We start from the raw sequence: 24,437 nt of genomic DNA on the forward strand, positions 1-24,437 counted from the left end.
ATCCGGCCTCGTACGCCACGCAAACATCACCTTGACCGAATCGTTACACTCAGCGGCCCGCTCACTGCACCTGTCCCTGTGAGGGCATTCGCGTCAGGCGGCGGAGAGCGGTGAGTGCGGGTGATGGGCCACGACGGGTTCGACGAGTTCTTCCACGCCGAATTTCCGCTGCTCACCGGCTTTCTGTGCAAGGCGGGCTTCGCGCTGGACCCGGCGCGGGACGCGGCCGCGGAGGCGATGCTGAACGCCTACGAAGGGTGGCCGGGCATCACGCAGCCGAAGGCGTGGGTCCGCCGAGTCGGGCATCGGCGGGCGAAGGAACAGACGGCGACCAGGGCCGATTGGGTCTTCGACGACGCCGGCCGGGAGGACAAGCTCAGCGCCCTCGCCGACGAGGCGTCGTCCGTCCTGACGATGCTGGGCAGGCTGCCGAAACGCCAGCAACTCGGCATGGCGTGGGCGCTGGACGGCTACTCGTCGCGGGAGATCGCCGGGGTGCTCGGCGTCGCGGACGACGCGGTCGGCGCGACCCTCCGCCACGCGCGTGACCGTCTGGCCGAGCACGACCCCGCCTTCGTCGACAACCTGGACAGCGCCAACAGCGCCTTCATCGACGCGCTGAGGACGGGACTCGACGTCGACGACACCCTGTCCCGGATCAAGAACCGCGCGATGATCAGGGAACTCGCGCTGGTGGCGCCCGGCGCCCCGGCGGAGTCGGAACCCGAGCAGGTGACGCCGTCGCGTTGGTACACCCTCGACGAACCCGTCGCGGCCGCCGGACGAGGCGACCGGCGGGCCCTGAACCAGCTGCTGACCACCATCCGCCCGCTCGTGATCCGGTACTGCCGGGCGCGGATCGGCAGGCAGGAACGGACCTACGCCTCGGCGGACGATGTCGCGCAGGAAGTCTGCGTGGCGATCCTCCGCGCGCTGCCGACCTACCGTGAACGAGGACGGCCGTTCCTCGCCTTCGTCTACGGCATCGCCCACCACAAGGTCGCCGACGCCCGCCGCGCCGCCGCCCGCAACCGCACCGAACCCGTCGCCGAAGTCCCCGACGGGGTCTCGGAAACCGCCGGCCCCGAACAGCAAGCACTGCACAACGAACTGAGCGACCGCATGGGTGAACTGCTGCGGATCCTGCCGGACAAACAGCGGGAGATCGTCGTGTTGCGGATCGTCGTCGGCCTGTCCGCCGAGGAGACCGCCGGTGTGGTCGGCTCGACGGCGGGAGCCGTGCGGGTGGCGCAGCACCGGGCTTTGACGCGATTGCGGAAAATCCTCACGGATGCCTGATCGTCAGGCGTCCGGTCGCCTGACGGCGAGCACGGCGAGCCCGCACAGCACCACCACACCGATCACCGCGACCACGGCGAGCCCCGTGGTGAAACCGTGCCCGCGCTGGACGAAGGTGCCGACGCTGCCGAGGACGGCGACCCCGAGTGCCAGCCCGAACTCCACGCTGGTCTCCGACAACGCCGACGCCGCCCCCGCCCGGCCCGGTGGTGCCGCGCCGATCACGATCTCCGTGCTCAGCGCCATCACCGGCCCCAGGCCGAGGTAGATCAGGACGAGACCGGCGACCAGCGGCGCGATCCCCTCTTCGGCCGGCGTCAAGGCCAGCACGCCGAAGCCGAGCGCCGACACGACCAAGGACGACGCGAACAGGCGGTGGACCGGGATCCGGCGAGCCAGTGCCGGAGCCGCGACCGACGTGAAGACCATCGCGACCGCGGAAGGCACCAGCCACATCCCGGCCGCGATCGGCGACAGATCGGCTTCCTGCTGGAGGTAGAGCGCGGCGAACAGGTAGATCCCGGCGACGCAGGCGAGCGCGGCGAGAAGGACCAGCAGCGCGTTCCGGAACGGGCGCGCCGCGAACAACCGGAGGTCGATCAAAGGCACGCTCAACCGCCGCTGCCGCCGCAGGAACACGGTTCCGGCGCCACCACCGAGCAGCAGCGCGGCCCCGCCCGCCGCCACCGACCCGCCTTCCGCGAGATGCTTGATGCCGTAGACGATCGGCAGCACGGTCGCCAGGGACAGGCCCACGCTCGCGAGGTCCAGCTTGCCGGGCTCGGGGTCGCGGTGCTCCGGCAGCAGGAACGGGCCGGTGATCAGCAGCAGGAGCATCACCGGGACGGCGAGCAGGAACACCGAACCCCACCAGAACCACTCGAGCAGCAGCCCGCCCGCCACCGGGCCGAGCGCCACTCCGCCGGACAGGCCGGCCGACCACAGTCCGATCGCGACACCGCGCTGACGAGGATCACCGAACATGTTCCCGATCAGGGCGAGGGTGGACGGCATGAGGGTCGCACCGGCGATGCCGAGTAACCCGCGGGCGACGATCAGCAGTTCGGCCGACGGCGCGTAGGCCGCCAGTACCGAAACGATCAGGAAGGCCGCCGCGCCGATCAGCAGCAACCGTCGCCTGCCGATGCGGTCGCCCAGCGTGCCCATGGTGACGAGGAAACCGGCCACCAGGAAGCCGTAGGCGTCGGAGATCCACAGCAGCTGGCCCGGGCTCGGGGCCAGCTCGGCGGAAAGACTGGGAAGCGCCAGGTAGAGCACCGTGGCGTCCATGGACAGCAACGCGGTCGGCAGGACGAGCACGGCGAGGCCGAGCCATTCCCGTGGCCCCGCGGAGGTTTCGAGTTGTCGGTCGGACATGCCTCGACGCTAAAGTCTCACATAGATGTGAGAGTCAAGGGCGAGTCGCGGAGGGGCCGTGCGCATCAGCGAACTGGAACGCAGGACCGGGGTCAGCCAGCGTCTTCTGCGCTATTACGAGGAACAAGGACTGCTGCGGCCCGAACGTCTCCCGAGCGGCTATCGCGTGTACGCAGAAGCCGACGTCACCACCGTGGAGCACATCCGCAACCTTCTCGCCGCGGGGCTGTCCACCACCACGATCGCCGATCTGCTGCCCTGTATGGGTTCCGACGGCGGCAGGCTCATCGCCGACTGCCCGGAACTGTTGGTGGACCTGCATCGGGAACGCGCCAGGCTCAGTGCCGCGATCGCCGAACTGACCACCGCCCGCGGCACCCTCGACCAGGTGATCGCCACCGCGCCGCCCGCCGTCGAGCACGAGGCCGCCCGGCTGGGCGGCCTCGGCTAGGAGGGGCTCAGGGGCGGCAGCGTTCCGCGGTCGCCGCCGCCGTCTTCAGCTCGGGAGCCCCCAGGATGGCCGCGACCGGGTCGAGCGCGCCGTGCGTGTCCTTCTGGGCGGCCATGAGCCCGTCGACCGCACGGCCTTGCGCCGCGGTGTCGTCCTTCCCCGCCGCGTCCAGATCCGCCTTCGCTTTCACGGTCTTGTCGCGTGCCGAGGTGTACTTCGCGAGGAAGTCCCGCTTCGCCGTGTCTCCGGCGGGAACCGGCGCGGCGGGCAGCGCACTGAGGCCGTCGACCGTCTTGGCCAGGATCCCCGCGTAGTGACCGAGTTGCGCGCTGGTGCTCTTCTTGATGGCCTCGACGGTTTCCCCGCTCGCCGACGGCATCGTGTTGTTGCCCTCGACGAAATCCTTGACCGCGCCGCAGAAGCCGTTCATCCAGGCCACCGCCGCGGCGGGATCCGCGGCGGACGGCGAAGGCGCCGCCTGCCGGGCGGCCGGTGCCGGATCCGGCGCGCAACCGGCCAGCACCGCCGCGGCCAGGACGATTCCCGCGGCGACCGATGTCTTGTGGGCACACATTTCCGTTCCCCTCTCCCCCGGCTGCTGTTCCCGCCGGTGCGAGGACGGTGACACGGCGGCGCGCCCGCCGTCTGCGTCATCTGACGCAGAACGAGAGGACCGGTAATTCCGGCGACGTGGACGCGAGCGCTCTGTTAGCTTGGGCGAGCACTCCCGGTGCGCAGGTAACGGTTACTTCCTCTTTCACAGGAGAGACGCGGGTTCGAATCCCGCCGCGGGCTCCGGCCCGCGTCGACCAGCGGCCAAGGTCACTTTCGTCACCGTCACCGATCATTTCTCGGGAGCCCACAACTTCAGATGTGCCCGGTGCGCAGGCGACGGCTACTTCACCGTATTCCAAGGGTTGCGGGTTCGAGCCCCGTCCGGCAGGCATCCTGCCGGTAGCTCAATCGGTAGAGCATTGGACAAGCACCGTCGCCGACTTTTTCTCGGGCCACATCCGGAGTCGAAGCTCCCCTCGAACGAAACGAGGGTCGAGGTGTCGAAGTTCAACACCGCGGGCACCCGCCCGGCGGCGAGCTCACCGATCGCCGGTGAGCGGAGCCCCGGCGGCGTCACCCACGAAGGCGGGGACGGCTACCGGCGGGACACCAAGTCCGAACTGTTCCTGCTCGCCGTCACCAACATGGTCGGCGAGAACACCTTCTACGAGACGGGCGACGAACGCGACACGCGTTACGCCGCCCTCGTCCGGAAGGCCGCACTCGCCGATCCCGAGTGGACGGCGCGGTTCCTGCGCTGGCTCCGCACGGAAGCGAACATGCGCACCGCCGCGATCGTCGGCGCCGCCGAATACGTCCGCGCCCGGCTCACCGCCGACACGGACGACCGGTCGTACGCCGCCACCACCGCGAACCGCGCCGTCGTCGGCTCCGTGCTCCAGCGCGCCGACGAGCCCGGCGAGCTGCTCGCGTACTGGACCTCCTTGTACGGCAGGAAGATCCCGAAGCCGGTCAAGCGTGGCGTCGCCGACGCGGCCGTCCGGCTCTTCCACGAAACGTCGTTCCTCAAGTGGGATTCCGACGCTCGCGCCTTCCGGTTCGCCGACGTCCTCGGCCTGGCCCACCCGGACCCGAAGGACGCGGCGCAGGACGCCCTGTTCAAGCACATCGTCGACGTCCGGTTCAACCCCGGCCGGGAGATCCCCGCCGAATTGCCGGTCCTCGGCGCCCGCGCGGAGCTCATGGCGTGGGACGGGGAGAAGCGACGCGACCTGTTCCGCGGCCCCGAACTCGGCACCGCGCGGTCGGTTCTCCGGCAAGCGGGCATGACGTGGGAGTCACTGGCCGGCTGGCTCCAGGGCCCCATGGACGCGCGGGCGTGGGAAGCCGTGATCCCGTCCATGGGCTACATGGCGCTCCTGCGAAACCTCCGGAACTTCGACCAGGCAGGCGTGTCCGACGAGGTCGCCGAGCGGGTCGCGGCGCGCCTGGCCGATCCGGAGCAGGTGGCGAAGTCACGGCAGTTCCCGATGAGGTTCCTCTCCGCGTATCGGGCGGCGCCGTCGCTTCGCTGGTCGTACGCGCTGGAAAAGGCGATCTCCGAGTCGCTGTCGAACGTGCCCCGCCTCCCCGGGCGGACGTTGATCCTCGTCGACACCTCGGGGTCGATGAACGCCGGTTTCAGCAAGGACGGCACGCTGATGCGCTGGGACGCGGCCGCGATCTTCGGGATCGCGCTCGGGCTCCGCTGCGAAACGGCGGACGTCGTGTCGTTCTCGAACGGCTACTACGGCGGCACCGGGTCGAAGGCCTTCGAAGTCCGCGGCGGTGAGTCGCTGCTGCGTGCGCTCGACCGGTGGAAGAACGGCGGCTACTTCATCGGCGCCGGCACCGACACCGTCGGCGCGGTCCAGCGCCACCTGCGTCCGGAGCACGACCGGCTCGTGATCCTGACCGACGAGCAGCACTCGGCGGGCAACGTCGACGAGGCGGTGCCGAGGGGCACGGCGCTGTACACGTGGAACCTCGCGGGCTACCAGCACGGCCATTCGACGTCCGGCCACGGGAACCGGCACACCTTCGGCGGCCTGACCGACCAGGCCTTCCGGATGATCCCGCTCCTCGAAGCGGGCCGGAGCGCCGACTGGCCGTTCTGACCGCCTGGGCGGGACCGTCCTCATCGGACGGTTCTGCTCGGTGGCCGCCTTGTGCTCTCAGGCGATTCAGGTGCCGTGTCACTTCCACAGGCAGCCCTCCGTGCGCGACGGTTCACCGAGCAGCACTGGCGGTCATTGCCGCAGCACTATGCTGCGACGATGATCCCAGCACGGCACGGCGTTCTGTTCGCCGAATACGGGCAGTTCTACCTTCAGGACGTCGACGCTCACAACCGCGCGATGCGCGACGGCGCGGCCATGGATCCCGATCGGCCCGCGGGCGGCTGGACCGAGGACGCCGTCCAGCTGCACCGGATCGGGTTGGAACCACATTCGATCTCAGTGGGGACAGCACGTGAGGACCTTGTCGAAACGGTCCTCGCAGTCCACACCAGCCCGCCGCAACTGACCATCAACGCTGAGCATGTCGTGGAAGCCGACCTCGACGTTCCGACCGGGAACGTATCGATCGTGGGCTGCACCCAGCCGCCGCAGCCCGAGCACGCGGTGACCGTGACTCCTGGCCGATACCGCGCGCGAGTCTGCTACATACCTTCAGTTCCACCCGCCGACTCCGACCCAGACGCACCTGGAGACCACTTCAGCTACCAGATCGACATCTGGCCCGCCACCGAACCCAGTGCCCTCACCGTAGTCAGACAGGGAACGTCTCCCTGGGCAGGTTGATCCCACAACAACGACGGCGTTGCAGGGTCTCACTGCTCGTGGCATGTCGATCTCGAGCGCCTGCGATTTCTGTCTTCTCCCACAGCGATGTCGTCAATATCAGTCTCGCCCATTGCACGATGCGTTGCCGCGCATAGGGAAAGAGATTCTCTCGAACGTGCTGGGCGCAGCTTGTCGTTCCCTCTATGTCCAGCAGGATCACGGCGTGTCCGGCAGTTCGTCGAGCGTGGTCATGCGGGTGGCGATGCGGTCGCCGGTGAAATCCCCGATCCAGCCTTCGGCCGTGCGAAAGAAGCGGATGGCGATGAAGTCGGGGACGTTCGGGTGACGCAAGCGTCCAAGCGTGTCATCCGTCGCTCGCCGCGCTCCGCGTTTAACTCCGACACCGAGGGGTAACGCGCGACATCCGACCCCGCGCGGGACTACGCCGATCCAGTGATGCCTCAACTAGCTACCACCGTAGCGCCGATTAATGGTGCACCGCCTCCACCGCCGAGGAAACAGCCCAGATCAGAGGGGGCAATCCGCTTATGTAACCCTACTTTGCGGTCGCGAATCAGCGGCTGCTACTCTATTCCGGTGAAATCTTGATAGACGGTGCTTGCGTGATCGTTCGCGGGGTAAATGGACAGCATGCGCACCGGAGCAGCAGTCACCCCGGCACGAGACGCGGATCGCGGCCTGGCTGGCCCGTGGCTTCTCGGTCTGTCCGGACTGGCGACACTCGCGGTCACCTACGGCTTCGGCCGCTATGGGTACGGCCTTTTCCTTCCGCGTTTTCAAGCCGAATTCGGCGGGTCCACCGGCGCGCTCGGAGCCGTGACCAGCATCGGCTACCTGGGTGAGTTGCTCGCTCTCGGCGTCGTGGGCTGGTGGGCGGGCCGGAAGTCGCCGCGTCTGCCGATCGCGATCGGGTTGGGTTGCGCCGGTGCCGGCATGCTGCTCATCGCCGTGGCTCCCAGCACGTGGGTCCTGGCCGTGGGAGTCGCGGTCTCCGGCATGGCTCCGGGATGGGTCTGGACGCCGTATTCCGACGTCGTCCAAGACACCGTGAAACCCAGCGGGCGAGCGCACGCACTGTCGATGATCAGCACCGGCACGACCTTCGGGGTCGTGCTCGCCGGCCCGGCCGCCTTCTTCGCCACGGACTCTCGATGGAGGTTGGTCTGGCTCGGTGCAGCGGTAGTCGCGTTCCTCGTGACGGTGTGGAACATCCGCGCACTGCCGTCCGCCCCGGTGAACCGCGTACGACCACAGGAGACGGTCCAGTGGCGCGAACTGACCGGCAGGCGGGATGCGTGGCCCCTGTTCGTGGCGGCCACGTCATCCGGGCTCATCGGCGCGGCTTACTGGTCGTTCGCCGGAGTCGCGGTCGCGACGGCCAACGGCGGAGACGAACGCGTTGCCCCGGTACTGTGGACGGTCATCGGGGTCGCGGGAACGGTCGGTGTGTTCACCGGCCGTTTCGTGCGACATCACGGCCTTCGTGCGATCTTCGTGACCGCACAGATCACCCTGTCCCTCTCGACAGCCGTTCTGTGGCTGGCGCCCGCGGGTTGGGGATTCGCCTTGACCTCCGCCGTGCTCTACGGCTGTGGCTTCATGGTCGGCGGCACACTTTTGTCGGTGTGGAGTTCGATGGTCTTCCCCGACCATCCCACTCGCGGCTTCAGCGTGGTGGTCGTCTTCATCACCCTCGGCGCCATAGCGGGCCCGGCCGTGCTCGGGCTCGTCGTCGACAACGCCGGTCTTCCCAGCGCCTTTGCCATCGCCACCCTGCTCGCTCTCGCCACACTGGCCGCCCTGCCACGACACTCCCGTACCCGATCGGAGGAGACACAGTGACCACAGCCATCACACTGACCCGCAGCGACATCCTCGGCCGCCCCAGCTTCTGGAAGGTCTCCGAACTCGGAGTCCGGCAATTCGACCACGGTTACCCCGAACAGCTGCTCGACACCATCCTCATGAAGGCCCATGAGCTGAGGGAGAGTGCGGCGAAGACCAACCTCAACCTGCGCTACCTCCGCAACGCACACCACCACATCCCCGAAGTCGCCCAACTGATGCACGACAGGGCGAGACTGGATCGACTGAGCGGACTCGCCGGCGTTCCCCTGGAGCCCTATCCCGTGGACTTCCTCGGCTCCATGATCACCTTTATGGGACCGGAGGACGGCACCGTCGACTGGCACGGGGACAGTGTGCCGGTCACCGAACTCGTCGCGCTGTCCGCCGACGACGTCGCCGGCGGCGAACTCGCGATCTATCGTGGCGAACTCGACGAAGGTCGTGCGCGACTGGCCGCTGAAGGAGAGCTGCCCGATGACCGGACCCTCAAGCTCACTCACCGGGTAGGGCACAGCATCTTCGGGCAGCTGATGGGTGTCCTGCACAGAACCTCTCCGATGACGTCGGGCACGCGGGTGACGCTGAACCTGAATCTGCGCTCGGCGGCCCAGCCGCACATCGATGATCAACGGCTGAGTCACCTGGCTGCCGAAAGCCCGGACTTCGCCTGGCTCGACCACTACGTCAGCGACGTGCGGTGCCGCCAATTGCCATCACTGCGAAACACCGCCACGCTCGCCGGGAAGGATCGTGATGTCTGAACCACTGGAGCACATCGGCGGCCTGGTGTGCCTCGATTTCGCCAACACCGTCGGCCCACGACGATCGCGTGCCGACAAGGACGCCCACGATTACCTCACGGACTTCGCGAGCCTCGTCGAGTGGTCCGCGGACGCCGGAACCATCGGGGCGAACCGCGCGGGTCTGCTACGCAAACGCGTCCATCGTGATCCCGAAGCCGCCCGGGACACGCTTTCGCGGGCCAAACAACTACGCGAGGCCATCTACGCGGTGTTCGCCGCCGTCGCCCAAGGCGATGAACCTCCACGCCCGGCGCTCACCGATCTCCAGCGGGCCTACTCCGAGGCAATGCGACGCGCCGACCTGGTCTCGACCCCGACGGGCTTGAACTGGAGTTGGTCACCTCGCGGTGAGCTCGACTGCGTTCTCTGGCCGGTCGCCCGCTCCGCCGCGGAGGCGGCGATCAACGCCGACTTCAACCGGATCAAGGAGTGCCCCGGCCACGACGGCAGTTGCGGCTGGCTTTTCTACGACACCAGCAAGAACGGGTCCCGCCGGTGGTGCAGCATGAGCGCCTGCGGCACGTGGGAGAAAACCAGCCGACGTGGTTCCGCTGCCAGGAAGGGATGACTCGTGTGCGGCATCGTCGCCATCCACGGTGAACCAGATCCGCGACTCGGCATGCGGATGCTCGAGCGCATCGCCCACCGCGGTCCGGATGACCAAGGAAACGTCGAACTCCCGGACACCTGGCTCGGCCATCGCCGCTTGTCCATTGTGGATACCGAGGGTGGGCACCAGCCGCTCGCGGACCAGCTGGGCAACCAGCTGGTCGGCAACGGTGAAATCTACAACCACGCGTCCCTGCGCACGCTGTTCGCGGATGATCACTGGTCGACCGGGTCGGACAACGAGGTCGCCCTGCGCGTCATCGTCGACGGCGGGGGCCATGCACTCGCGGCGCTGCGAGGCATGTTCGCGTTGATCGCCGCCGGCCCAGGACTTCCCTTTCTCGCGGCCCGCGATCCGGTCGGTGTGAAACCTCTGTACTGGTCACGTACGCCCGGTTCGGTGTTGTTCGCCTCCGAGATGAAGGCGTTCGACCGCGAGCACCGCGATCGCGTGCGCCCGTTTCCGCCGGGCTGTTTCTGGACCCCGCGCGATGGTCTCCAACGCTTCGCGAGCGCTGTTCCTCCGCAGAACCAGGCGCCGGCGACCCGCACAGATCACGAAAAGGCTGTGCGCGACGACCTGATCGCCAGTGTGCATCTTCAGATGATGGGCGATGAACCACCCGGGGTGCTGTTGTCCGGTGGCCTGGACTCCAGCATCGTCGCCGCCATCGCCTCTCGTTGGTGCCGCGAGCGTGGGCACCGGCTGCGCACCTTCTCCGTCGGTACCGTCGCCTCGGCAGACCTCGCCGCCGCCCGACGGGTCGCTGCCTACCTGGACACCCAGCACTTCGAGCGGACGTACACCGCCGAGGACGCGATCGCCCGGGTACCCGACGTAGTCCGCGCTGTGGAGCACTACGACCCCGCGCTACTCCACAGTTCTGTCGCCAACCACTTCCTCGCCGAGCTGGCGGCTCGTCACACGAAAGCGGTGCTCACCGGTGAAGGTGCGGACGAACTGTTCGCCGGATACCGCTACCTACGGGACTTCCAGGACGACAACGCGCTCGACGCGGAACTTCGCCGCACCGTGTCCACACTGCACACACTGCACACACTGCGGGCCCGGCCGAACGAGTGATGCCGTCGGCCGGTCCCCGACCGAGGCACTGGCCACCACCTCGAAACGCGCGGGGGGTCACGGCGGTCAGGAGGCGGGCCAGTCCCAGCGCAGGCCACACCGGCCCGGGCCGAAGTCGACGACGACGCTGTGCGCCGAATGGTCGTCGTCGAGGGGTGCGGGCCAGCACTTCTCGACCTCGTCGAGCGTGCAGTAGCGGGTGACGCGGGAGGGCAGGGCCAGGGGGTCGAAGCGGACTTCGACAAGGTACTCGCGGACGGGTGTCCGGCAGCGTCGCTCGTAGTACGTCGAGTGAGCCGGGGACGAGACGTCCAGCCCGTGCTCGATCAGGATGGTCTCGTTCCGCGCCAGGGGGCGGGAGAACAGGAGTTCGGCGGCGACGAGTCCCGCCTCGACGTCGACGCGGACCCGGCCGAGGCCGCAGTTGCGGATCGCCCGCACCTGCGGTGGTACCGCACACGGCAGATCGAGTTCGTGGACCACCACGAGCCGGTCCAGGCCGTCGTCCTCGGCCCGCAGCACTTGCCGGCTCATCCGCGATTTCACGCCGCGGTCGGCGCCGATGTCGATGCGGTCGTGTCCGCTGAGCCGGGTCAGCCGCGCGTCCTGGCTGATGTCGAGGTCGTCGAGCAACCGCTCCACGGGCGCGACGTTCGGGAAGAATTCGGTGCCCAGGACGATCTGCCGGGTTCGGGCGGCCCTGCCGCGCGGCTTGGGTGGGTCGAGCAGGGCGGCCAGCGCGCCTCGCGGCAGGCCGACGATCTGTTCGACGTTCCTCAACGCGGCCAGCGAGGCGGGGCGCGGCTGGGTGCGCCCGGTCTGCCAGTAGCTCAGGGTGGCCGTGCTGACCGGCGTGCCCATGGCGCGTAGCCGCGCGCCCAGACGTTCCAGGCTGATACCTCGCTTGTCGATCGCCGCCCGGAGCGCGCCCGGGAAAGCAGGGTGTCCGTTTCTCACGCGGGGACCGTAACTCCTGGAAATGCGGGAGGGAAGGATCAACTTTACGCGCGAGTAGGCAGCGCCCCGCCTGCCTGGCGGGGCGCTGCCAAGGGTGCTCGCGTCAGCTGGTGCTGAGCGCCGTGTCGTCGATCAGGAACGAGGTGGCGAGAGAGGCGTCCTCCGCCCCGGTGAACTTGATCGTGATGTTCTGGCCGAGGTAGCTCTTCAGGTCGAACGAACGCTGCACGTACGAGGTGGTCTCGTTGAGGTTGGAGTAGGTCGCCAGCGTCGCCAGCACGGTGCCGGACGAGTTGAGGACCTGAACCTTCAGCGTGTCGTAGGCGACGGACTCGGTCTCCGCCGAGTCGACCCGCAGGTGGAACGACAGCGTGGCGGCCGTCGCGGTCGACGGGATGGCGACCGCCTGCGACAGGGTGTCGGTGTGGGCCTGGCCGTAGCCGTTCAACCACGCCTTCCACGAGCCGCTGCGCGCCGCCGCGGAGGTGTCGGAGTTGATGACACCCGCGCTCGCGGCCCAGCCGGTGTTGCCGGACTCGAAGCCGGGGTTGGCGAACAGCTGGCCGGTCGGGGCCGGGGTCGTGCCGCCGAGGGAGGCGATGGTCTTCTCCGCGTCCACCAGGCCGGCGCCGCACCCGCCGGTGCAGCTGCCGGGGATCGCCCGGGCGTTCTGCTTCAGGCTGGTCTCCACGTCGCTCGGGGACATCGACTTCTCGCCCAGCATCAGCGCGACGAGGCCCGCCACGTGCGGGGTCGCCATGCTGGTGCCCTGGTAGTACTGGTAGGTCTCGCTGCCGGGCGTGGTGGTGCCGGTGTTGAGGGTGGACAGAACACCGTCGGTCCTCGTGGTGGTCTCTCCGCCCGGGGCGGCGACGTCGACGATGGTGCCGTAGTTGGAGTAGTGCGCCCGATTACCCTGCCGGTCCAGCGCGGCGACCGTGACCACGTTGCCGCAGTTGGCGGGCTGGGAGTTGCTCGCGTTCTGGTTCTCGTTGCCCGCGGCCACGACGACCGTGGCGCCGCGGCCGACCGCGTTGTTGATCGCGTTCTGGTAAGTGCTGCTGCAGGCGCCGCCGCCGCCGAGGCTCATGTTGATGACCTTGGCCGGGTTGGCGTTGGCGGGCACACCGCTGACGGACCCGCCCGAGGCCCATACGACCGCGTCCGAGATGTCCGACAGCGTGCCGCCGCAGCGGCCGAGCACGCGTGCGTGGACGAGCTTCGCCTTCGGCGCCACGCCCGCGACACCCTTGCTGTTGCCGGTGACCGCGCCGATCGTCCCCGCGACGTGCGTGCCGTGCCAGCTGGAATTGCGGTCCGACGACGGCACCGGGTTGCCGTTCTGGTCCGTGCCGCACTCGCCGGTCTTCATCCAGTCGCCCTCGTCCTGAGGGTTGGAGTCGCGCCCGCCGCCGTCGCGGGAGACCCACGAGTCGCTGATGAAGTCGTATCCGGCGACGGTGTTGCCGTCCAGGTCGGAATGCGCGGTGCGGCCGGTGTCGACCACCGCGACCGTCACCCCGGCGCCGTCGGCGGTGTCCCATGCCTTGGGCAGCTTCATACCCGCGGTCGCCTCGAAGTAGTGCCACTGGTCGGCGTACGAGGGGTCGTTCGGAGTGGCCGTCGGGTGGAAACGGACGTCCGGCTCGACGTAAGCCACGTCGGACCGTGCGGCCAGCGACCGCAGGAAGCCGCGAGCCCGCTCACCGGAGAGCTTCTTGTCGGTCCGCACGACGACGCCGCCGACTGCCAGTCCGCGGACCTCTTGGACGGACACACCGTGCCGGGCTCCCGTCTCCCGGAGCGCCTCGGCACGTGCGGAGCGCGAGCGTCCGGCCTCGGCGCGTGGCTTGAAGGTGGCGATGAACTGGTCGTACTGCTCACCTTCGACCACGTTCTCGGTGAACGCGCGGCCGGGCTGGTCATCGGGCCGGTCCACCGGCTGCGCTTCGGCGACGGTCGCGACGCCCGTGGCCATCAGCGACGCCACCGCGGTGGCCGTCAGCAGGCGTCTGAGATGTTTCGTGCTCACGAATGCGCTCTCCTTGGATACGGGGAAGAAAAGCTGCGAGTTTTCTCGCGGTGAGAGCAGATCCTGAGCGAGCGGCTGGGTGAACGGAAGGTTCAAACGTTAAGAATTGAATACTTTCGTCGTAGCGGGCACCACGAGGGGTCGAAGACCGTCCATGCCGGTTACCAAGTTGCCAACTCCCGGTTTTGACACAACGGTGCCATCGGTCTCCTGCCTGAGGTGACGCCGTCGCCCGGGGCAGACATGGCCAGGCTCCGGCCGAAACGGAAATGATTTTCTTTCCCGGCAAGGAAGAGGCGGGTCGCCGATTCGATCCACTATTTCAAACACAGCAGACAGCGGCGAAATCGTTTATTCCGACCCGCGAAGAAAATATCTCCGGCAGCCAGCCGATTCGCTGGGATAATTCATCGGCGACGCAAAGGTCACGATTCTGCGTGTCTTGTTTTTCCGTTCTGGCGTCGGCATGCGACCAACGGAAGCGGGTCTCGCGTTAACCAGCCCGCGCGGCACTACCCCCAGTCGCCGCGAGCGATTCGACGTCTTCCCGCCCTACCGCCTGCGTTTTCCTCTTACCAGTACCGCCTGTCATGCGCTTTTCGCACTTCTCGCCGACTCACCACCGCATACTTCGCCTACTGCGACAAGGAAGCCGGCGTCACCCGTGTGGGGCCGCCACCGTCGGGTGGACGGTGGCGGCTCGGACCGCCCGGGGACCGGGGAACGGATCGCCGGTGGCGCGAGGGGCTCAGACGCCCGGCGGGTTCCGTCGCGGTTCGGCGGGCGGATAGGTGTTCGCTGGCGGCGTCCCGGCACCCGCGGCCGGATAGCCCGCCATCGCGCCGGCCTTCGGCCCGCGACGGACCAGGCCTGCCAACCCGAGCAGACCGAGAAGACCCAGAAGACCCCACAGGCCGTTGTCACCGTCGGAATCAGTCCTGTCGTTCGGGTCGTTCTCGGCCTGGTGCCACGCCTGCGTCGCGGCCGCGGGTTCGGGCGCCGCCGACGCCGGAATCGTTCCGGTCAGGGCGATGGCGCCGGACACCACGAACGCGGAGATGAGTTTCGCTCCCCTATGGCGCATTGATCATCCTTCCTTCGATGGCAAACGATCATCGACTTCTGCGTACCCGCGCCGAGGGCGTCCACACTCAGGGCATTTCGAACGTCACCCACAAGGTTGTCTTCCGGATTAGAAGACCGCACACAGGTCACCCGTTGGGAACCGGCCACTAGGGAAGCGAGGACGGCGATGACGGCATGGTGGGGTTTGACCGGCCTACTCGGCCTTCTGGGGACTTATGGACTCGTCAGGATCCGGCACCGAGCGGACGTCCAATCCGAAGCTCCGGCCGCGGACGCCTTCGCCCGGTATCCTGCCGCCCGCGAACCGGCGGTGCCGAACGCCGACACCGCGCACACTCCGCTCATGACCCCGGCGATCACGCCGGAGATGATCGGTGGCGCGGGCCGGAGGCGCGCTTCCCGGCCCGCCAGGGTTCGCGCCCACCGGCAGCCACGAACGACGGCGTCCCAGCCGAACCAAGGCGGAACGCAGGCCGTCGCGGAGCCAGTCACCGATCCCGGCACCGTTCCGGTCCAGGCTGGCCCGCCCGAGCCGGAGACGCCGCCGACCGTGGCTTTGCCAGGGCAGCGACCTGCGGAGGAAGGGACCATCGCCGGGGAACTCACCCCGGATCGATCCGATCGTGAGGATGCCGCGGAGGAGACGCAGGCGGAACCGCCCGAGATTTCGAAGCCGGAACCGGCAAAGCTCGCGGAGGCGGCCGCGAAGACCCCGAATCGGTCCCGTCCCCGCCGGGTGCTCGAAGTGGTCGTCCGCCAGGCCAAGAAGGCCAAGGGGATCCTCCACCGGAACTGAACACCTCGCGCAGGCGGCGCGGGCCGGCCCCCAGAACCCAGCCGACCCTTCACGAAGCGTTCCTCGGCGACGACCGCGACGAGGTAGGACGTCCGGCGAACGGCTTCAGCGGCGGCGAGATAAGTCGCGGCCTCGTGCAAGCGGTCGTCTGTGCAGACCGGAACAGCTCATCCGGGCACCTTCCCCGGCTGGATCGGCGGCGAAGGCACCGGCGGGAAGACGAAACGATTTAGGCGGGTACCGCGCGCCAACGAGGTACCCGCCTGATCATCCGAGCGCGTGTCCGGACCCAACCGGAAAGGCGTTGTGGATGGGAGCACCACACGAAGCGTGTCTCCGGCTCCAAGGTAAAGCCCCCGGCCGTCCAGTCGCCAGGCGGGCCGGGCGTCCAGGACACTCCCAGCCCCGTCCTGGACGCCCAGGACTATCTCCCGTCAGCCCAGTGCGCGATTTCCGCAGTTCAGGGACCCCACTCACTCAGCGAATAGTGACGTAGGTCACAGTATTTTTTCCAGGCGGTGCGCGTCCTGCACCGTCCTGGACGTGGTCGTCGACGGCAGGCCGGTGCACGTCCCGGGGGATCGGGCCATGATGAACAGGACGGTCACGTCACTGTCGGTCCCGGACTCGTCACCTCTCGCTCGGCGGCGCCAAACGCTGTGCGAGTGTCCGGTTCCTCGATGGCGTGACCGGTGTTGTCCGGACCCAACCAGGAGATGCTCGCGCGTCCGTGCGCGCGGGCAAGAGGAGTTGTGATGCACGCGAGGATCACGCCGGGGAAGCCCAGAGGGGTCGCCTGCTCGCAGACCGCGGGCGAGCAGATCCGCGCGGTCGCGCAGCTGCCGGTGCTGCTGGTGTTCGTGCTGGTGCTGCTGCTGCACGGATTCGACCCGCAGATCGCAGTCGCGACGGCCGCGGCCACCACGGTGGTCGCCTTGTGGAGCGGGCCGGTCACGCTGGCCGCGCTCGCACGGCGGCTGCCGGTATTCGGCGAGCTGGGCGGTGCGCGATGAGCGTCCCGCAGCCGTTCCTGCCCGAGGAACCGCCGAAAACGTCGTTGCGGCTGGTGCAGAACAAGCCGCTCCGTGCGCAGCGCGGACCGTCGCCGGCGTCGTTTAGGGCGGAGGAGGCGGTCACGGCCAAGGAGTTCTGCGGGCTGCTGGACGAGCTGCGCAAGTGGGTCGAGATCTCCTTCATGACCATGCAGCGCCTGACCGACAAGAAGCTGTCGAAGTCGCGCGCGCACCAGATCGTGCACGCGGACCATCTGCCCAGCCCCGAGGACCTGACCCTGTTCCTCGAGGCGTGCAACGTCACCGCCGAGGAGGCGAGCCGGTGGCGTCGCGGCGCCAACCGCGTCCTCAACGGCCCGCCTCGGGAGAGCGTGTTCGAGTCGCCGCCCCCGCGCCTGGCGCCGATTCCCCCGCCTCCGCCCCCGAAGCCGGAGCCACAGTCCCCGCCCACGCAGGCATGGCCGCCCCCGTCCGCACCACAGCGCTTCGGGGCGGGCGCCACGCCGGTGATGGCGGCGCCGACTGCGGAGGCGGCGCCATCACCGCAGCCACAGTTCGTGACGCCGTTCCCGGCGGGCGCGAAAGTGCCCATGGTGGTGACCATGCGGGCGCTGATGGTGTTCACGCTGGTGGTGCTGTTGCTGACCGGCTCCGTCACGACGCTGTGGCTGCTACGGATCCCCAGCGAGCTGATCATGACGATGCTCGGGGTCGTCGCCATCTCGGTCTCGGGCTGGCTGCTGTCGCTGCGCTGGCGCTGGCAGCTCATGGTCGAGCAGCAGAAGCAGAACCGCACGATCCCGGCCTACCTCGCCGAGGACGATCCTGAGGAGTTGTTCGGCACGGACGCGCAGACCGCTCCCCCGGTCATCGGCGTGTAGTAGCCGGCCATGGTCAGGCGCATCCGCATCCTGCCGCGGCGCCGCCCTCCCGGCGGCGCCGCGGCCCAGGGCCCCCGATCCCAGCAGGTCGATGACAACGTCCCCCCGGCGCCGAGCCTGTGGGACGACTACCTCGCCCGCCCGCCCGAACCCGCCGACGACGAAACCCGCTGGCTCGGCGAAGCCGAGAACGGCGACACCGACGCCATGTTCGCCCTCTCCCAGCTCTACGAGACCACCGGCCGCGTCACCGACGCCGAGACCTGGCGCCGCCGCGCCGCAACAGCCGGGCACCTCACGGCGATCACCGCCGAAGCACATCTGCACACCCAGCGAGGCTCCACCGGCGAAGCCCGCTTCTGGTGGCGCCAAGCCGCCGAACTCGGCGACCAACACGCCCGGTACTCCCTCGCTCTCCAGCTCGAACGCGACGGCGAGACCGACGAAGCCGAAACCTGGTACCTGGCCGCCGCCAAAGACGGCCACGTCCTCGCCCAAGCCCAGCTCGCCTATCTGCTGCACCAGCGCGACGACGAGCAGAACGCCGACTACTGGTGGCACCGCGCGGCCGAGCGCAACCACCTCACCGCTCTCTACAACCTCGGCGCCCGTGCACTCGAGGACGACCGCCCCCACGACGCCGAAACCTGGTGGGCCCGCGCCGCCGACCTCGGCCACCTCGACTCCGCCCACCGCCTCGCGACCCTGCTGGCCACGAACCAGGACGACCGCGCCAAGCACTGACGGGAGCGAGGCCTCAGCCCTGCCGGCGGCTGCTGTCGGCAGGGCTGAAGGGCGGAGTCAAACGAGCTGATCGTCGTCGGCTTCCTCGTACTGCTCGTCCTCGTCGGGGTGGCGCCACATCGCGCTACGACCGGGGGTGAGCCCGATCGGCCGGAAGGGCCGGAAACGGACTCGGACACCATCGAGCCACACGGCGTTGAGCTCGCCGAGCGCGTTGATCCCGGGCAGGAGCTCGCCCGACTCGATCGTGCCGGTGTCCGGGTTCTGCGCGAAGTACAGCAGCTCGCGGACGACTTCCCACGCGTGCGGGCCGCCGACCCAGTCGAGGTCGATGTGGCCGTCGATCGTGCGCCACCGGTCACGCTGCTGGGCGTCTTCGAGGATCCCGGTGTCGCGTAGCGCCAGTTCGATCGCACCGAGGGCCGCGCGATGCTGGCCGACGGTCGGCCGCGGCCGCGGTGACTCGACCAGGCCCTTGTCCCAGATCGGGGTGAGATGGGGATACTTGGTGGTGATCGCCAGTTCCCGTTCCACGTCGCGGCGGGCTTGCCGGTAGGTCACGTCGAATGCGTGCTGACGAACGTGGATGATCTCTTTGAGCTTACGGTTGTCGGTCATGTCCGATGTCCTCGCCGCGAGGTCCCACGCCACCTCGCCGGGTGCACATGATCGAACCGACGGGGTTTCTGTACGCGATTCTGTGAACCTTGTCCTCGACGCGCCACCGGCGTGGGGCGGGATCGGCGCTCGGAGTTAGGCCTGCGTACCGGCCGCTGCCGGCGTAGCCGATGCGTCGCGCGCCGACACCTCAGCGGTCGGCCGCGAACGCCGTAGCAGGATGGCGCTGCAGACCAACGCCCTAGAGGAGTCCAAGGTCCTAGAGGCGCATCGCGATCGCGGTCGACCCGCCGGTACCGGTGGCGGCCCCCAGATCAGCTTGAGCACGCGAAAAGCGTCCGCGCGGTGCTGCTTGTCGGGCCGGGACAGCGCGACATGAGTGGCGTAACTGATCAGCACGGCGACGAACACGGCGTATCCGCCGAAGAACCAGAGCCACATGGCGACTGGAATCCCTTCAACCCGAGGAACGGGTCCTCTCGCGCGGCGGACTTCGTCAAATTCCTCGAAGTCAAAGCGGACCACGAGTACCCGACGCCCCGAACAGATCGAACTCGCCAAGCACACCAACGCGACGCCGAACTCATGTCTCCCATCGGGTACGCCACGCTCTAGCTCAAGTTCACCGCCAGACGTGACCGTGTCGGTTCCAAGATGCACAGGGCAAGGGTAAAACCGCGGACGTCACTAGACTTCTGCTCGAGAACACGGATTACGCCCAGCCGACTCGCGACCACACTCGGCTTGTCCAGCCGTCGAAGCGAAGAACTCTCGCCCCGCTGAAGTCCCCACCGCAGCGGTTGTGACGAAGATGCAGAAAGGGTGCTACGCCACCAACCGGCTCCGCAGAGCACTTCTCCCACGAGGAGCACACCGGAGCAAACGGAGACCAGTCACGATTAGCGCCGAGGCGAAATTGGCGCCAAGGGCCAACATCCCCTCAGGTCGGCAGCGGTATCGGTGTGGTGGGCCGGGTCGGGCTCGAACCGACGGCCAAGGGATTATGAGTCCCCTGCTCTAACCAACTGAGCTACCGGCCCCAACGGTGCCCTGACACCTCCGCGGGAGCCGTCCCAGCCCGAACAGCGGGTTTGCGAACGCACAGAAGTCCCAGTTCGCTCCAAGTTATCACAGCGCTCACCTGCCACGATCGCCTAGGCCGATCAGCTGGTTTCCGGCGCCGGGCCAGGCCGTCTCGTCTAGGTTTCAGGGACCAACGCCGGGTGGCGCGCCGCCCGGGCCCGGCGGGCAGGGAGGCGCTCGTGGCGAATCCGGTCGCCATCGGGCTCGGTGTCATAGCCGTCCTCGGCGCCGTGGTGTTACTGAGGGCGAGCATCCGGGTACTGCGGCGAGCCGGTCTCCGGGTCGACGCGATCCTCGCTGAAGAGCTGGACGATCGGCCGCCGCGGTAGCCGATGCCTGGTCCTTTGTGGACGGTCAGCCGCCCAGGCCGGATCCGCCACCCGGAGGCGTAGCGGTGGTCTCAGGAGGCATTGTGGTGGTCGGTGTCGGTGTCGGTGTCGCGCTGGTCGGCCGCGTTGGCGTCGTGGTCGGCGGCGGCAAGGTTGTCGATGGCGGCTTTGGCGTGGTCACCGGGGCACCGCCATAGGCCGCGAAACTGAACCAGATCGCCCCACCCGCCTTCGGCGTGGTCTGGTCGAACATCGCCCGCACCTGGAACGTGGTCGCCGTGTACGAACCCTGCACCGTGTTCAGCATGTACGCATTGAACTGACCCGGCGTGTTCGCCGAGACCACCACCACCGCCGGGACCGCGCCCAAAGCGTGCTGCACGGTGCACATCCCGGCGCCGTCGGTCACGCACGACGTCTCCGCGGCCTGCACGCTCGGCGACGGCGACGGGCCGACGGCGCCGGAAGTCCCGGCGAACACGGTGCCCCCGGCCGCGGCGACGGCCAGCCCCGCCACGGCGAGCGCGGCCTTCTCCCTGATCCTCATTCGTTCTCCCTCGCTCGGAACCCGAAAGCAAGGGTCGCCGCCCGTGCCGCGATCGTTACGCCACGCCGAGCCGCCGCAGCGCCGGGCGCCACCGGTTCCCGCCGGTGGCCAGCCCCAGCGCTACCAGGCCCGCGCAGTATTTGCTCACCGACTGCTCCCGGATCCGCAGTTTCGCCAGCGCCTCCGTGACACTGTTGCGCTCGGACGACGACTTCACTTCCAGCAGCACCAGGTCTCCCCCGGCGGCAAGGCTGCGCGAGCCCGAACGCCACACCAGCGACGTGTCGCAGGTGATCCGCGCGTCGGCGGTGACGAGGGTGGTCCGCCGGTAGTCGGTGACCAGCGCGGGAGTCAGCGGCCGTGGCGCCGGGCGGCCGTAGGCGGTGGTGAGGGCGTCGTCGAGGAACGCCAGCGCGGTCGCGGTCAGGCCGTGCGCCGCCTCGGCCGGGTGCGGGCGGCGGACCTTGACCGTCTCGTCGCGCTTCCCGCTCACCTTGAGCTCGCAGTAGGTGTCGGCCGAGTCGGTGTAGGTCCGGGTGCGGATCTTGAACCGGCGCCGCCGGTCCTGCCGGTGCGCCCGGTAGATCGCGAGATCCGGCGTGTCGAAATACGTCGACGAGTAGCCGAACACGCGTTGCCCGTCGATCTCCAGACAGCGCGGCGAAAGAACCTCGGTGACGGCCAGGAAGTCGTTGAGCGGCAGGACGTATTTGCGGTCCGTCCGGCTCATCAGCCCGCTCGTGGCGACGACTTCGGCCAGCGACAGCGTAGGAAGTCCTTTCGCCACCGCCGCGACGGTGGCCGTCCCGCGCCCGCTCACCGGTTCCCCGCCGGGGCGCCGTGCACCACCGCGGCCGGGTCCGGGCGGAACCGGACGTCCACGACGGTCACCTCACGGACATAGTCCACTTCGGACACACTGTGCCGCACCACCGTTCCGCCGAGCCGTGCCCGCAGTTCCATCAGCATCGTCTGTTCGTCGGGGTACACGGTGTCGAGCACGACCGTGCGCCGCTGCGGGCCGCGGGTGCGCGACGGGTGGTCCGCGACGTACATGACGCCGAGCAGCAGGACGTTGAAGACCGCGACGATCCGCCAGTCCGCGGACGGCAGGCCGTTCACCAGCCCCAGCACCAGCGCGACGAAGTAGTACGCGACCTCCTGCTGGCTGATCGAATCGGACCGCAGCCGGATGATCGACAGCACACCGAAGAGACCCAGCCCCAGCGCGCTCGCGGTCGACACGGAAAGCAGCACCGCGACCGAAACGCAGACACCGACGTTCAGCGCGAGATAGGCGCAGGCGAGATCACCGCGGTGGTGGCGACGGGCGTAGATACCGTAAGCGAGGATCACTCCGACGACGAGGTCGACGGCGAGATGAAGCAGTGTCGTGGTCATGGAAACCACTGTGACGGCACAAGAAGAGACCGCGGTGAGAGCCGGATGAGAACCGTCTCATCAGGACTCACCGAGCCGATACCCCATGCCCCGCACGGTTTCGATCCGCTCGGCGCCGATCTTCCCGCGCAGGTATCGGATGTAGACGTCCACCACGTTCGATCCCGGGTCGAAGTCGAAACCCCAGACGCCGCCGAGCAGCTGCTCCCGTGACAGCACCTGGCCGCGGTTGCGCAGCAACGTCTCCAGCAGCGCGAACTCGCGGGCGGTGAGGTCCTTCTCCTCCCCCGCGACCGAAACCTTCCTCGTTCGCAGGTCGAGCGAGAGCTCCCCGGCACGCAGCACCGCCGGCTCGGCTTCGTGATTTCCCCTCAGCCGCAAGCGGATCCGGGCCAGCAGTTCTTCGAACGCGAACGGTTTGGCCAGATAGTCGTCGGCGCCGCCGGACAGCCCGGCGACGCGGTCGACGACGCTGTCCCGGGCGGTCAGGATGATCACCGGCACCGTCCGGCCCGCCGCCCGCAGGGCCCGCAGCAGATCCGAGCCGTCGAGATCCGGCAGGCCGAGGTCGAGGACGACCAGGTCGTGCGCGCCGGTCAGCGCCTCGGTCAGCCCTTCGGAGCCGGTCTTGACCCAGCGGGTCGCGAAACCCTGCGCCCGCAGGCCCTTCTCCACGAACGCGCCGATCCGGGCGGAATCCTCCACCACCAGCACACTGGTCACCGGTCCGCACCTTCCGCGACGGGGATCTCGATGGTGAACCGCGCGCCTTCGCCGGGCGCGGTGTCGAGCAGGACACGGCCGCCGTGCGCCTCGGCGATCGCGGCCACGATCGCCAGGCCGAGCCCGGCGCCGTCGTCGCCGCTCGAGTTGCTGCCGCGTTTGAACCGTTCGAAGATCCGGCTTCTCGAATCCGGCGGGACACCCTCGCCGGTGTCGCGGACCCAGAGCCGCGCCGTCGTCGCGGTCACCTCGGAGCCGAGGGCGATCTCCTGGCCCGGAGCGGTGTGCCGGACGGCGTTGGAGACCAGTTGCAGCAACGCCTGCGCGAGCCGCTGGCCGTCCGCGCGGACCTTCACCTCGGCGACCGCGTCGAGCCGCCAGACGCGGTCGGCCAGCGGCCGCGATTTGGCGAGGGTCTCGACGGTGAGGTCGGCGAGGTCGGTCTCCCCAGGGGTGAGGAAATCCGGGTTGCCGGACTTCGCGAGGACCAGCAGATCGTCCACGATCCGTTGCATACGCCCGAGTTCGTCGAGGACCAGATGACGGGTGGCGGCGTTCTCGCCGGGGTCTTCGCCCATCAGCTCGATATGGCCGCGGACGATGGTGATCGGCGTGCGCAGTTCGTGCCCGGCGTCGTCGATGAACTCGCGTTGCCCGGCGAAGGCGCTTTCGAGCCGGTCCAGCATCGTGTTGAAGGTGCGCCCGAGCGCGGCGACGTCGTCCGAGCCGCGGACCTCGATCCGGCGCGAAAGATCGGTCTCGCCGATCTGCTCGGCGGCCAGGCGGACCTCCCGCACCGGGGCGAGGATGCGCCCGGCGACCAGCCAGCCGATCAGCCCGGCCAGCACCAGCGCGGCCCCCGACATCGCGGCCATCACGCCGACGACGTCGTTGATCTCGCCGGCGGCGTGGTCGACGAACTCGACGATCACCAGCGCGCCGCGGCCCGGTGAGCCCTCGATGGTCACCGGGACGACGCCGTAGCGCGCGGATCCGACCGCGGTGGTGACCGTGCCGTACGCCGGGCTCGTCGCCCGGGACAGTTCCGCGACGAACTTCGGGTCGGTGTCGAGCCGGACCGGCGGCTCGATCGCGCTCCGCCTCGACGCGGCACCGTCGCTGATCGAGAAGAACGTCTCGTACTTCTCGGGCAGGTTCCGTTCCAGGTGACGGCCGAGGACCGCCTCGACGGTGGCGGGCTGCCCGGCCGGGCGGGCGTCGGACGACGCGAGGAAGGCCCTGAGTTTTCCGGTCTCGTGGGCGATCTCGTTGTCGAGGCGCTGGTCCAGCTGGTTGTGCAGGACGGTGCGGGTGGCCAGCAGCGATCCGGAGAGCGCGAGCAGCACGACCAGCAGGACCCACGCGAGGATCCGGGCGCGGGCGCTCACCGGCCC

Annotated in this window: 25 protein-coding genes and 2 tRNA genes; 14 read left to right on the forward strand and 13 right to left on the reverse strand. The window is 68.8% G+C overall.

Going from position 1 to position 24,437, the window contains the following annotated elements; all coding sequences use genetic code 11:
* Positions 1–123: 123 nt before the first annotated feature.
* Entirely contained in the window at positions 124–1,299 is a 1,176-nt protein-coding gene (gene shbA, locus H4W30_RS44580; protein ID WP_318780737.1) for an RNA polymerase sigma factor ShbA, read from the forward strand.
* A gap of 3 nt (positions 1,300–1,302) precedes the next feature.
* On the opposite strand, the gene H4W30_RS28930 is transcribed toward shbA, so the two are convergent.
* On the reverse strand, positions 1,303–2,676 hold the full coding sequence (locus H4W30_RS28930; RefSeq protein ID WP_192745693.1) for an MFS transporter: 1,374 nt from the start codon (positions 2,674–2,676) through the stop codon (positions 1,303–1,305).
* A gap of 58 nt (positions 2,677–2,734) precedes the next feature.
* Here H4W30_RS28930 and H4W30_RS28935 point away from each other — a divergent pair, with 58 nt between their 5' ends.
* Positions 2,735–3,127 (forward strand): MerR family transcriptional regulator, encoded by a 393-nt coding sequence (locus H4W30_RS28935; protein WP_192745694.1) that lies wholly within the window; start codon positions 2,735–2,737, stop codon positions 3,125–3,127.
* Positions 3,128–3,134: 7 nt separating this feature from the next.
* On the opposite strand, the gene H4W30_RS28940 is transcribed toward H4W30_RS28935, so the two are convergent.
* Positions 3,135–3,701: a hypothetical protein gene (locus H4W30_RS28940; RefSeq protein WP_192745695.1), complete on the reverse strand. Its 567-nt coding sequence runs from the start codon at positions 3,699–3,701 to the stop codon at positions 3,135–3,137.
* 155 nt (positions 3,702–3,856) lie between these two features.
* Between H4W30_RS28940 and H4W30_RS28945 the strand changes: the two genes are divergently transcribed.
* From H4W30_RS28945 to H4W30_RS28955, 3 genes are all read left to right on the forward strand, one after another.
* Positions 3,857–3,919 (forward strand) — tRNA-OTHER (locus tag H4W30_RS28945).
* A 260-nt stretch (positions 3,920–4,179) separates the two neighbouring features.
* Positions 4,180–5,799, forward strand: a complete 1,620-nt coding sequence (locus tag H4W30_RS28950) for a TROVE domain-containing protein (RefSeq protein WP_192745696.1) — start codon at positions 4,180–4,182, stop codon at positions 5,797–5,799.
* Positions 5,800–5,958: 159 nt separating this feature from the next.
* Entirely contained in the window at positions 5,959–6,486 is a 528-nt protein-coding gene (locus tag H4W30_RS28955) for a hypothetical protein (RefSeq protein WP_192745697.1), read from the forward strand.
* A 198-nt stretch (positions 6,487–6,684) separates the two neighbouring features.
* On the opposite strand, the gene H4W30_RS44305 is transcribed toward H4W30_RS28955, so the two are convergent.
* Complete coding sequence (locus H4W30_RS44305) at positions 6,685–6,819, reverse strand: hypothetical protein (RefSeq protein ID WP_264082889.1); 135 nt, start codon at positions 6,817–6,819, stop codon at positions 6,685–6,687.
* 300 nt (positions 6,820–7,119) lie between these two features.
* Between H4W30_RS44305 and H4W30_RS28965 the strand changes: the two genes are divergently transcribed.
* Genes H4W30_RS28965 through asnB form a run of 4 tightly spaced genes read left to right on the forward strand, consistent with a single transcriptional unit; the run spans position 7,120 to position 10,833 of the window.
* The gene (locus H4W30_RS28965; protein ID WP_192745698.1) at positions 7,120–8,331 is read left to right on the forward strand and encodes an MFS transporter; all 1,212 of its coding nucleotides are present in this window, start codon (positions 7,120–7,122) and stop codon (positions 8,329–8,331) included.
* Positions 8,328–9,098 (forward strand): hypothetical protein, encoded by a 771-nt coding sequence (locus H4W30_RS28970; RefSeq protein WP_192745699.1) that lies wholly within the window; start codon positions 8,328–8,330, stop codon positions 9,096–9,098. Before H4W30_RS28965 ends, H4W30_RS28970 begins: the two co-directional genes overlap by 4 nt.
* Positions 9,091–9,708, forward strand: coding sequence for a CGNR zinc finger domain-containing protein (locus H4W30_RS28975; RefSeq protein WP_192745700.1), 618 nt, complete (start codon positions 9,091–9,093; stop codon positions 9,706–9,708). Before H4W30_RS28970 ends, H4W30_RS28975 begins: the two co-directional genes overlap by 8 nt.
* A gap of 3 nt (positions 9,709–9,711) precedes the next feature.
* Positions 9,712–10,833 (forward strand): asparagine synthase (glutamine-hydrolyzing), encoded by a 1,122-nt coding sequence (gene asnB, locus H4W30_RS28980; protein WP_192745701.1) that lies wholly within the window; start codon positions 9,712–9,714, stop codon positions 10,831–10,833.
* 66 nt (positions 10,834–10,899) lie between these two features.
* On the opposite strand, the gene H4W30_RS28985 is transcribed toward asnB, so the two are convergent.
* The 3 genes from H4W30_RS28985 to H4W30_RS28995 form a co-directional block, all read right to left on the reverse strand.
* Positions 10,900–11,790 carry a helix-turn-helix domain-containing protein gene (locus tag H4W30_RS28985; protein WP_192745702.1) on the reverse strand — a complete coding sequence of 297 codons (891 nt, stop codon included), beginning with the start codon at positions 11,788–11,790 and terminating at the stop codon, positions 10,900–10,902.
* A 103-nt stretch (positions 11,791–11,893) separates the two neighbouring features.
* Positions 11,894–13,822: a S8 family serine peptidase gene (locus H4W30_RS28990; RefSeq protein WP_318780682.1), complete on the reverse strand. Its 1,929-nt coding sequence runs from the start codon at positions 13,820–13,822 to the stop codon at positions 11,894–11,896.
* Between the two features lie 748 nt (positions 13,823–14,570).
* Positions 14,571–14,906, reverse strand: a complete 336-nt coding sequence (locus H4W30_RS28995; RefSeq protein WP_192745703.1) for a WGxxGxxG family protein — start codon at positions 14,904–14,906, stop codon at positions 14,571–14,573.
* Between the two features lie 168 nt (positions 14,907–15,074).
* Here H4W30_RS28995 and H4W30_RS29000 point away from each other — a divergent pair, with 168 nt between their 5' ends.
* From H4W30_RS29000 to H4W30_RS29015, 4 genes are all read left to right on the forward strand, one after another.
* Positions 15,075–15,704, forward strand: coding sequence for a hypothetical protein (locus tag H4W30_RS29000; RefSeq protein ID WP_192745704.1), 630 nt, complete (start codon positions 15,075–15,077; stop codon positions 15,702–15,704).
* 755 nt (positions 15,705–16,459) lie between these two features.
* Positions 16,460–16,717, forward strand: a complete 258-nt coding sequence (locus H4W30_RS29005; protein ID WP_192745705.1) for a hypothetical protein — start codon at positions 16,460–16,462, stop codon at positions 16,715–16,717.
* Positions 16,714–17,598, forward strand: coding sequence for a hypothetical protein (locus H4W30_RS29010; RefSeq protein WP_192745706.1), 885 nt, complete (start codon positions 16,714–16,716; stop codon positions 17,596–17,598). The genes H4W30_RS29005 and H4W30_RS29010 overlap by 4 nt, the downstream gene beginning before the upstream one ends.
* A gap of 9 nt (positions 17,599–17,607) precedes the next feature.
* A complete protein-coding gene (locus H4W30_RS29015) occupies positions 17,608–18,342 on the forward strand; it encodes a tetratricopeptide repeat protein (protein ID WP_192745707.1) in 735 nt (244 codons plus the stop codon).
* A gap of 57 nt (positions 18,343–18,399) precedes the next feature.
* Here the strand turns inward: H4W30_RS29015 and H4W30_RS29020 are convergent, their stop codons facing one another.
* Both H4W30_RS29020 and H4W30_RS29025 read right to left on the reverse strand, forming a co-directional pair.
* A complete protein-coding gene (locus tag H4W30_RS29020) occupies positions 18,400–18,960 on the reverse strand; it encodes a hypothetical protein (protein ID WP_192745708.1) in 561 nt (186 codons plus the stop codon).
* A gap of 963 nt (positions 18,961–19,923) precedes the next feature.
* Positions 19,924–20,000: transfer RNA gene (locus H4W30_RS29025), tRNA-Ile, on the reverse strand.
* Between the two features lie 222 nt (positions 20,001–20,222).
* Here H4W30_RS29025 and H4W30_RS29030 point away from each other — a divergent pair.
* Complete coding sequence (locus tag H4W30_RS29030; protein WP_192745709.1) at positions 20,223–20,372, forward strand: hypothetical protein; 150 nt, start codon at positions 20,223–20,225, stop codon at positions 20,370–20,372.
* Between the two features lie 25 nt (positions 20,373–20,397).
* On the opposite strand, the gene H4W30_RS29035 is transcribed toward H4W30_RS29030, so the two are convergent.
* From H4W30_RS29035 to H4W30_RS29055, 5 genes are read right to left on the reverse strand one after another with little or no spacing between them, the layout of a single operon-like run.
* Entirely contained in the window at positions 20,398–20,919 is a 522-nt protein-coding gene (locus tag H4W30_RS29035) for a hypothetical protein (protein ID WP_192745710.1), read from the reverse strand.
* A gap of 55 nt (positions 20,920–20,974) precedes the next feature.
* On the reverse strand, positions 20,975–21,739 hold the full coding sequence (locus tag H4W30_RS29040) for a polyphosphate polymerase domain-containing protein (RefSeq protein ID WP_192745711.1): 765 nt from the start codon (positions 21,737–21,739) through the stop codon (positions 20,975–20,977).
* Complete coding sequence (locus H4W30_RS29045) at positions 21,736–22,320, reverse strand: DUF4956 domain-containing protein (protein ID WP_192745712.1); 585 nt, start codon at positions 22,318–22,320, stop codon at positions 21,736–21,738. The genes H4W30_RS29040 and H4W30_RS29045 overlap by 4 nt, the downstream gene beginning before the upstream one ends.
* A 60-nt stretch (positions 22,321–22,380) precedes the next feature.
* A complete protein-coding gene (locus tag H4W30_RS29050) occupies positions 22,381–23,043 on the reverse strand; it encodes a response regulator transcription factor (RefSeq protein WP_192745713.1) in 663 nt (220 codons plus the stop codon).
* Positions 23,040–24,431, reverse strand: coding sequence for a sensor histidine kinase (locus H4W30_RS29055; RefSeq protein WP_192745714.1), 1,392 nt, complete (start codon positions 24,429–24,431; stop codon positions 23,040–23,042). Before H4W30_RS29055 ends, H4W30_RS29050 begins: the two co-directional genes overlap by 4 nt.
* Between the last annotated feature and the right edge of the window lie 6 nt (positions 24,432–24,437).

Origin of the sequence: Amycolatopsis roodepoortensis, assembly GCF_014873915.1 — a bacterium.
Taxonomy (GTDB): Bacteria; Actinomycetota; Actinomycetes; order Mycobacteriales; family Pseudonocardiaceae; genus Amycolatopsis; species Amycolatopsis roodepoortensis.

Excerpts from the sequence above, each read along its gene's own strand:
- H4W30_RS28955 (WP_192745697.1), top strand. The coding sequence starts at position 5,959 with ATGATCCCAGCACGGCACGGCGTTCTGTTCGCCGAATACGGGCAGTTC.
- H4W30_RS28930 (WP_192745693.1), bottom strand. The coding sequence starts at position 2,676 with ATGTCCGACCGACAACTCGAAACCTCCGCGGGGCCACGGGAATGGCTC.
- H4W30_RS28965 (WP_192745698.1), top strand. The coding sequence starts at position 7,120 with ATGCGCACCGGAGCAGCAGTCACCCCGGCACGAGACGCGGATCGCGGC.
- H4W30_RS29035 (WP_192745710.1), bottom strand. The coding sequence starts at position 20,919 with ATGAGGATCAGGGAGAAGGCCGCGCTCGCCGTGGCGGGGCTGGCCGTC.
- H4W30_RS29020 (WP_192745708.1), bottom strand. The coding sequence starts at position 18,960 with ATGACCGACAACCGTAAGCTCAAAGAGATCATCCACGTTCGTCAGCAC.
- H4W30_RS29015 (WP_192745707.1), top strand. The coding sequence starts at position 17,608 with ATGGTCAGGCGCATCCGCATCCTGCCGCGGCGCCGCCCTCCCGGCGGC.
- H4W30_RS29000 (WP_192745704.1), top strand. The coding sequence starts at position 15,075 with ATGACGGCATGGTGGGGTTTGACCGGCCTACTCGGCCTTCTGGGGACT.
- H4W30_RS29010 (WP_192745706.1), top strand. The coding sequence starts at position 16,714 with ATGAGCGTCCCGCAGCCGTTCCTGCCCGAGGAACCGCCGAAAACGTCG.
- H4W30_RS28940 (WP_192745695.1), bottom strand. The coding sequence starts at position 3,701 with ATGTGTGCCCACAAGACATCGGTCGCCGCGGGAATCGTCCTGGCCGCG.
- H4W30_RS29045 (WP_192745712.1), bottom strand. The coding sequence starts at position 22,320 with ATGACCACGACACTGCTTCATCTCGCCGTCGACCTCGTCGTCGGAGTG.
- shbA (WP_318780737.1), top strand. The coding sequence starts at position 124 with ATGGGCCACGACGGGTTCGACGAGTTCTTCCACGCCGAATTTCCGCTG.
- H4W30_RS28995 (WP_192745703.1), bottom strand. The coding sequence starts at position 14,906 with ATGCGCCATAGGGGAGCGAAACTCATCTCCGCGTTCGTGGTGTCCGGC.
- H4W30_RS29005 (WP_192745705.1), top strand. The coding sequence starts at position 16,460 with ATGCACGCGAGGATCACGCCGGGGAAGCCCAGAGGGGTCGCCTGCTCG.
- H4W30_RS28975 (WP_192745700.1), top strand. The coding sequence starts at position 9,091 with ATGTCTGAACCACTGGAGCACATCGGCGGCCTGGTGTGCCTCGATTTC.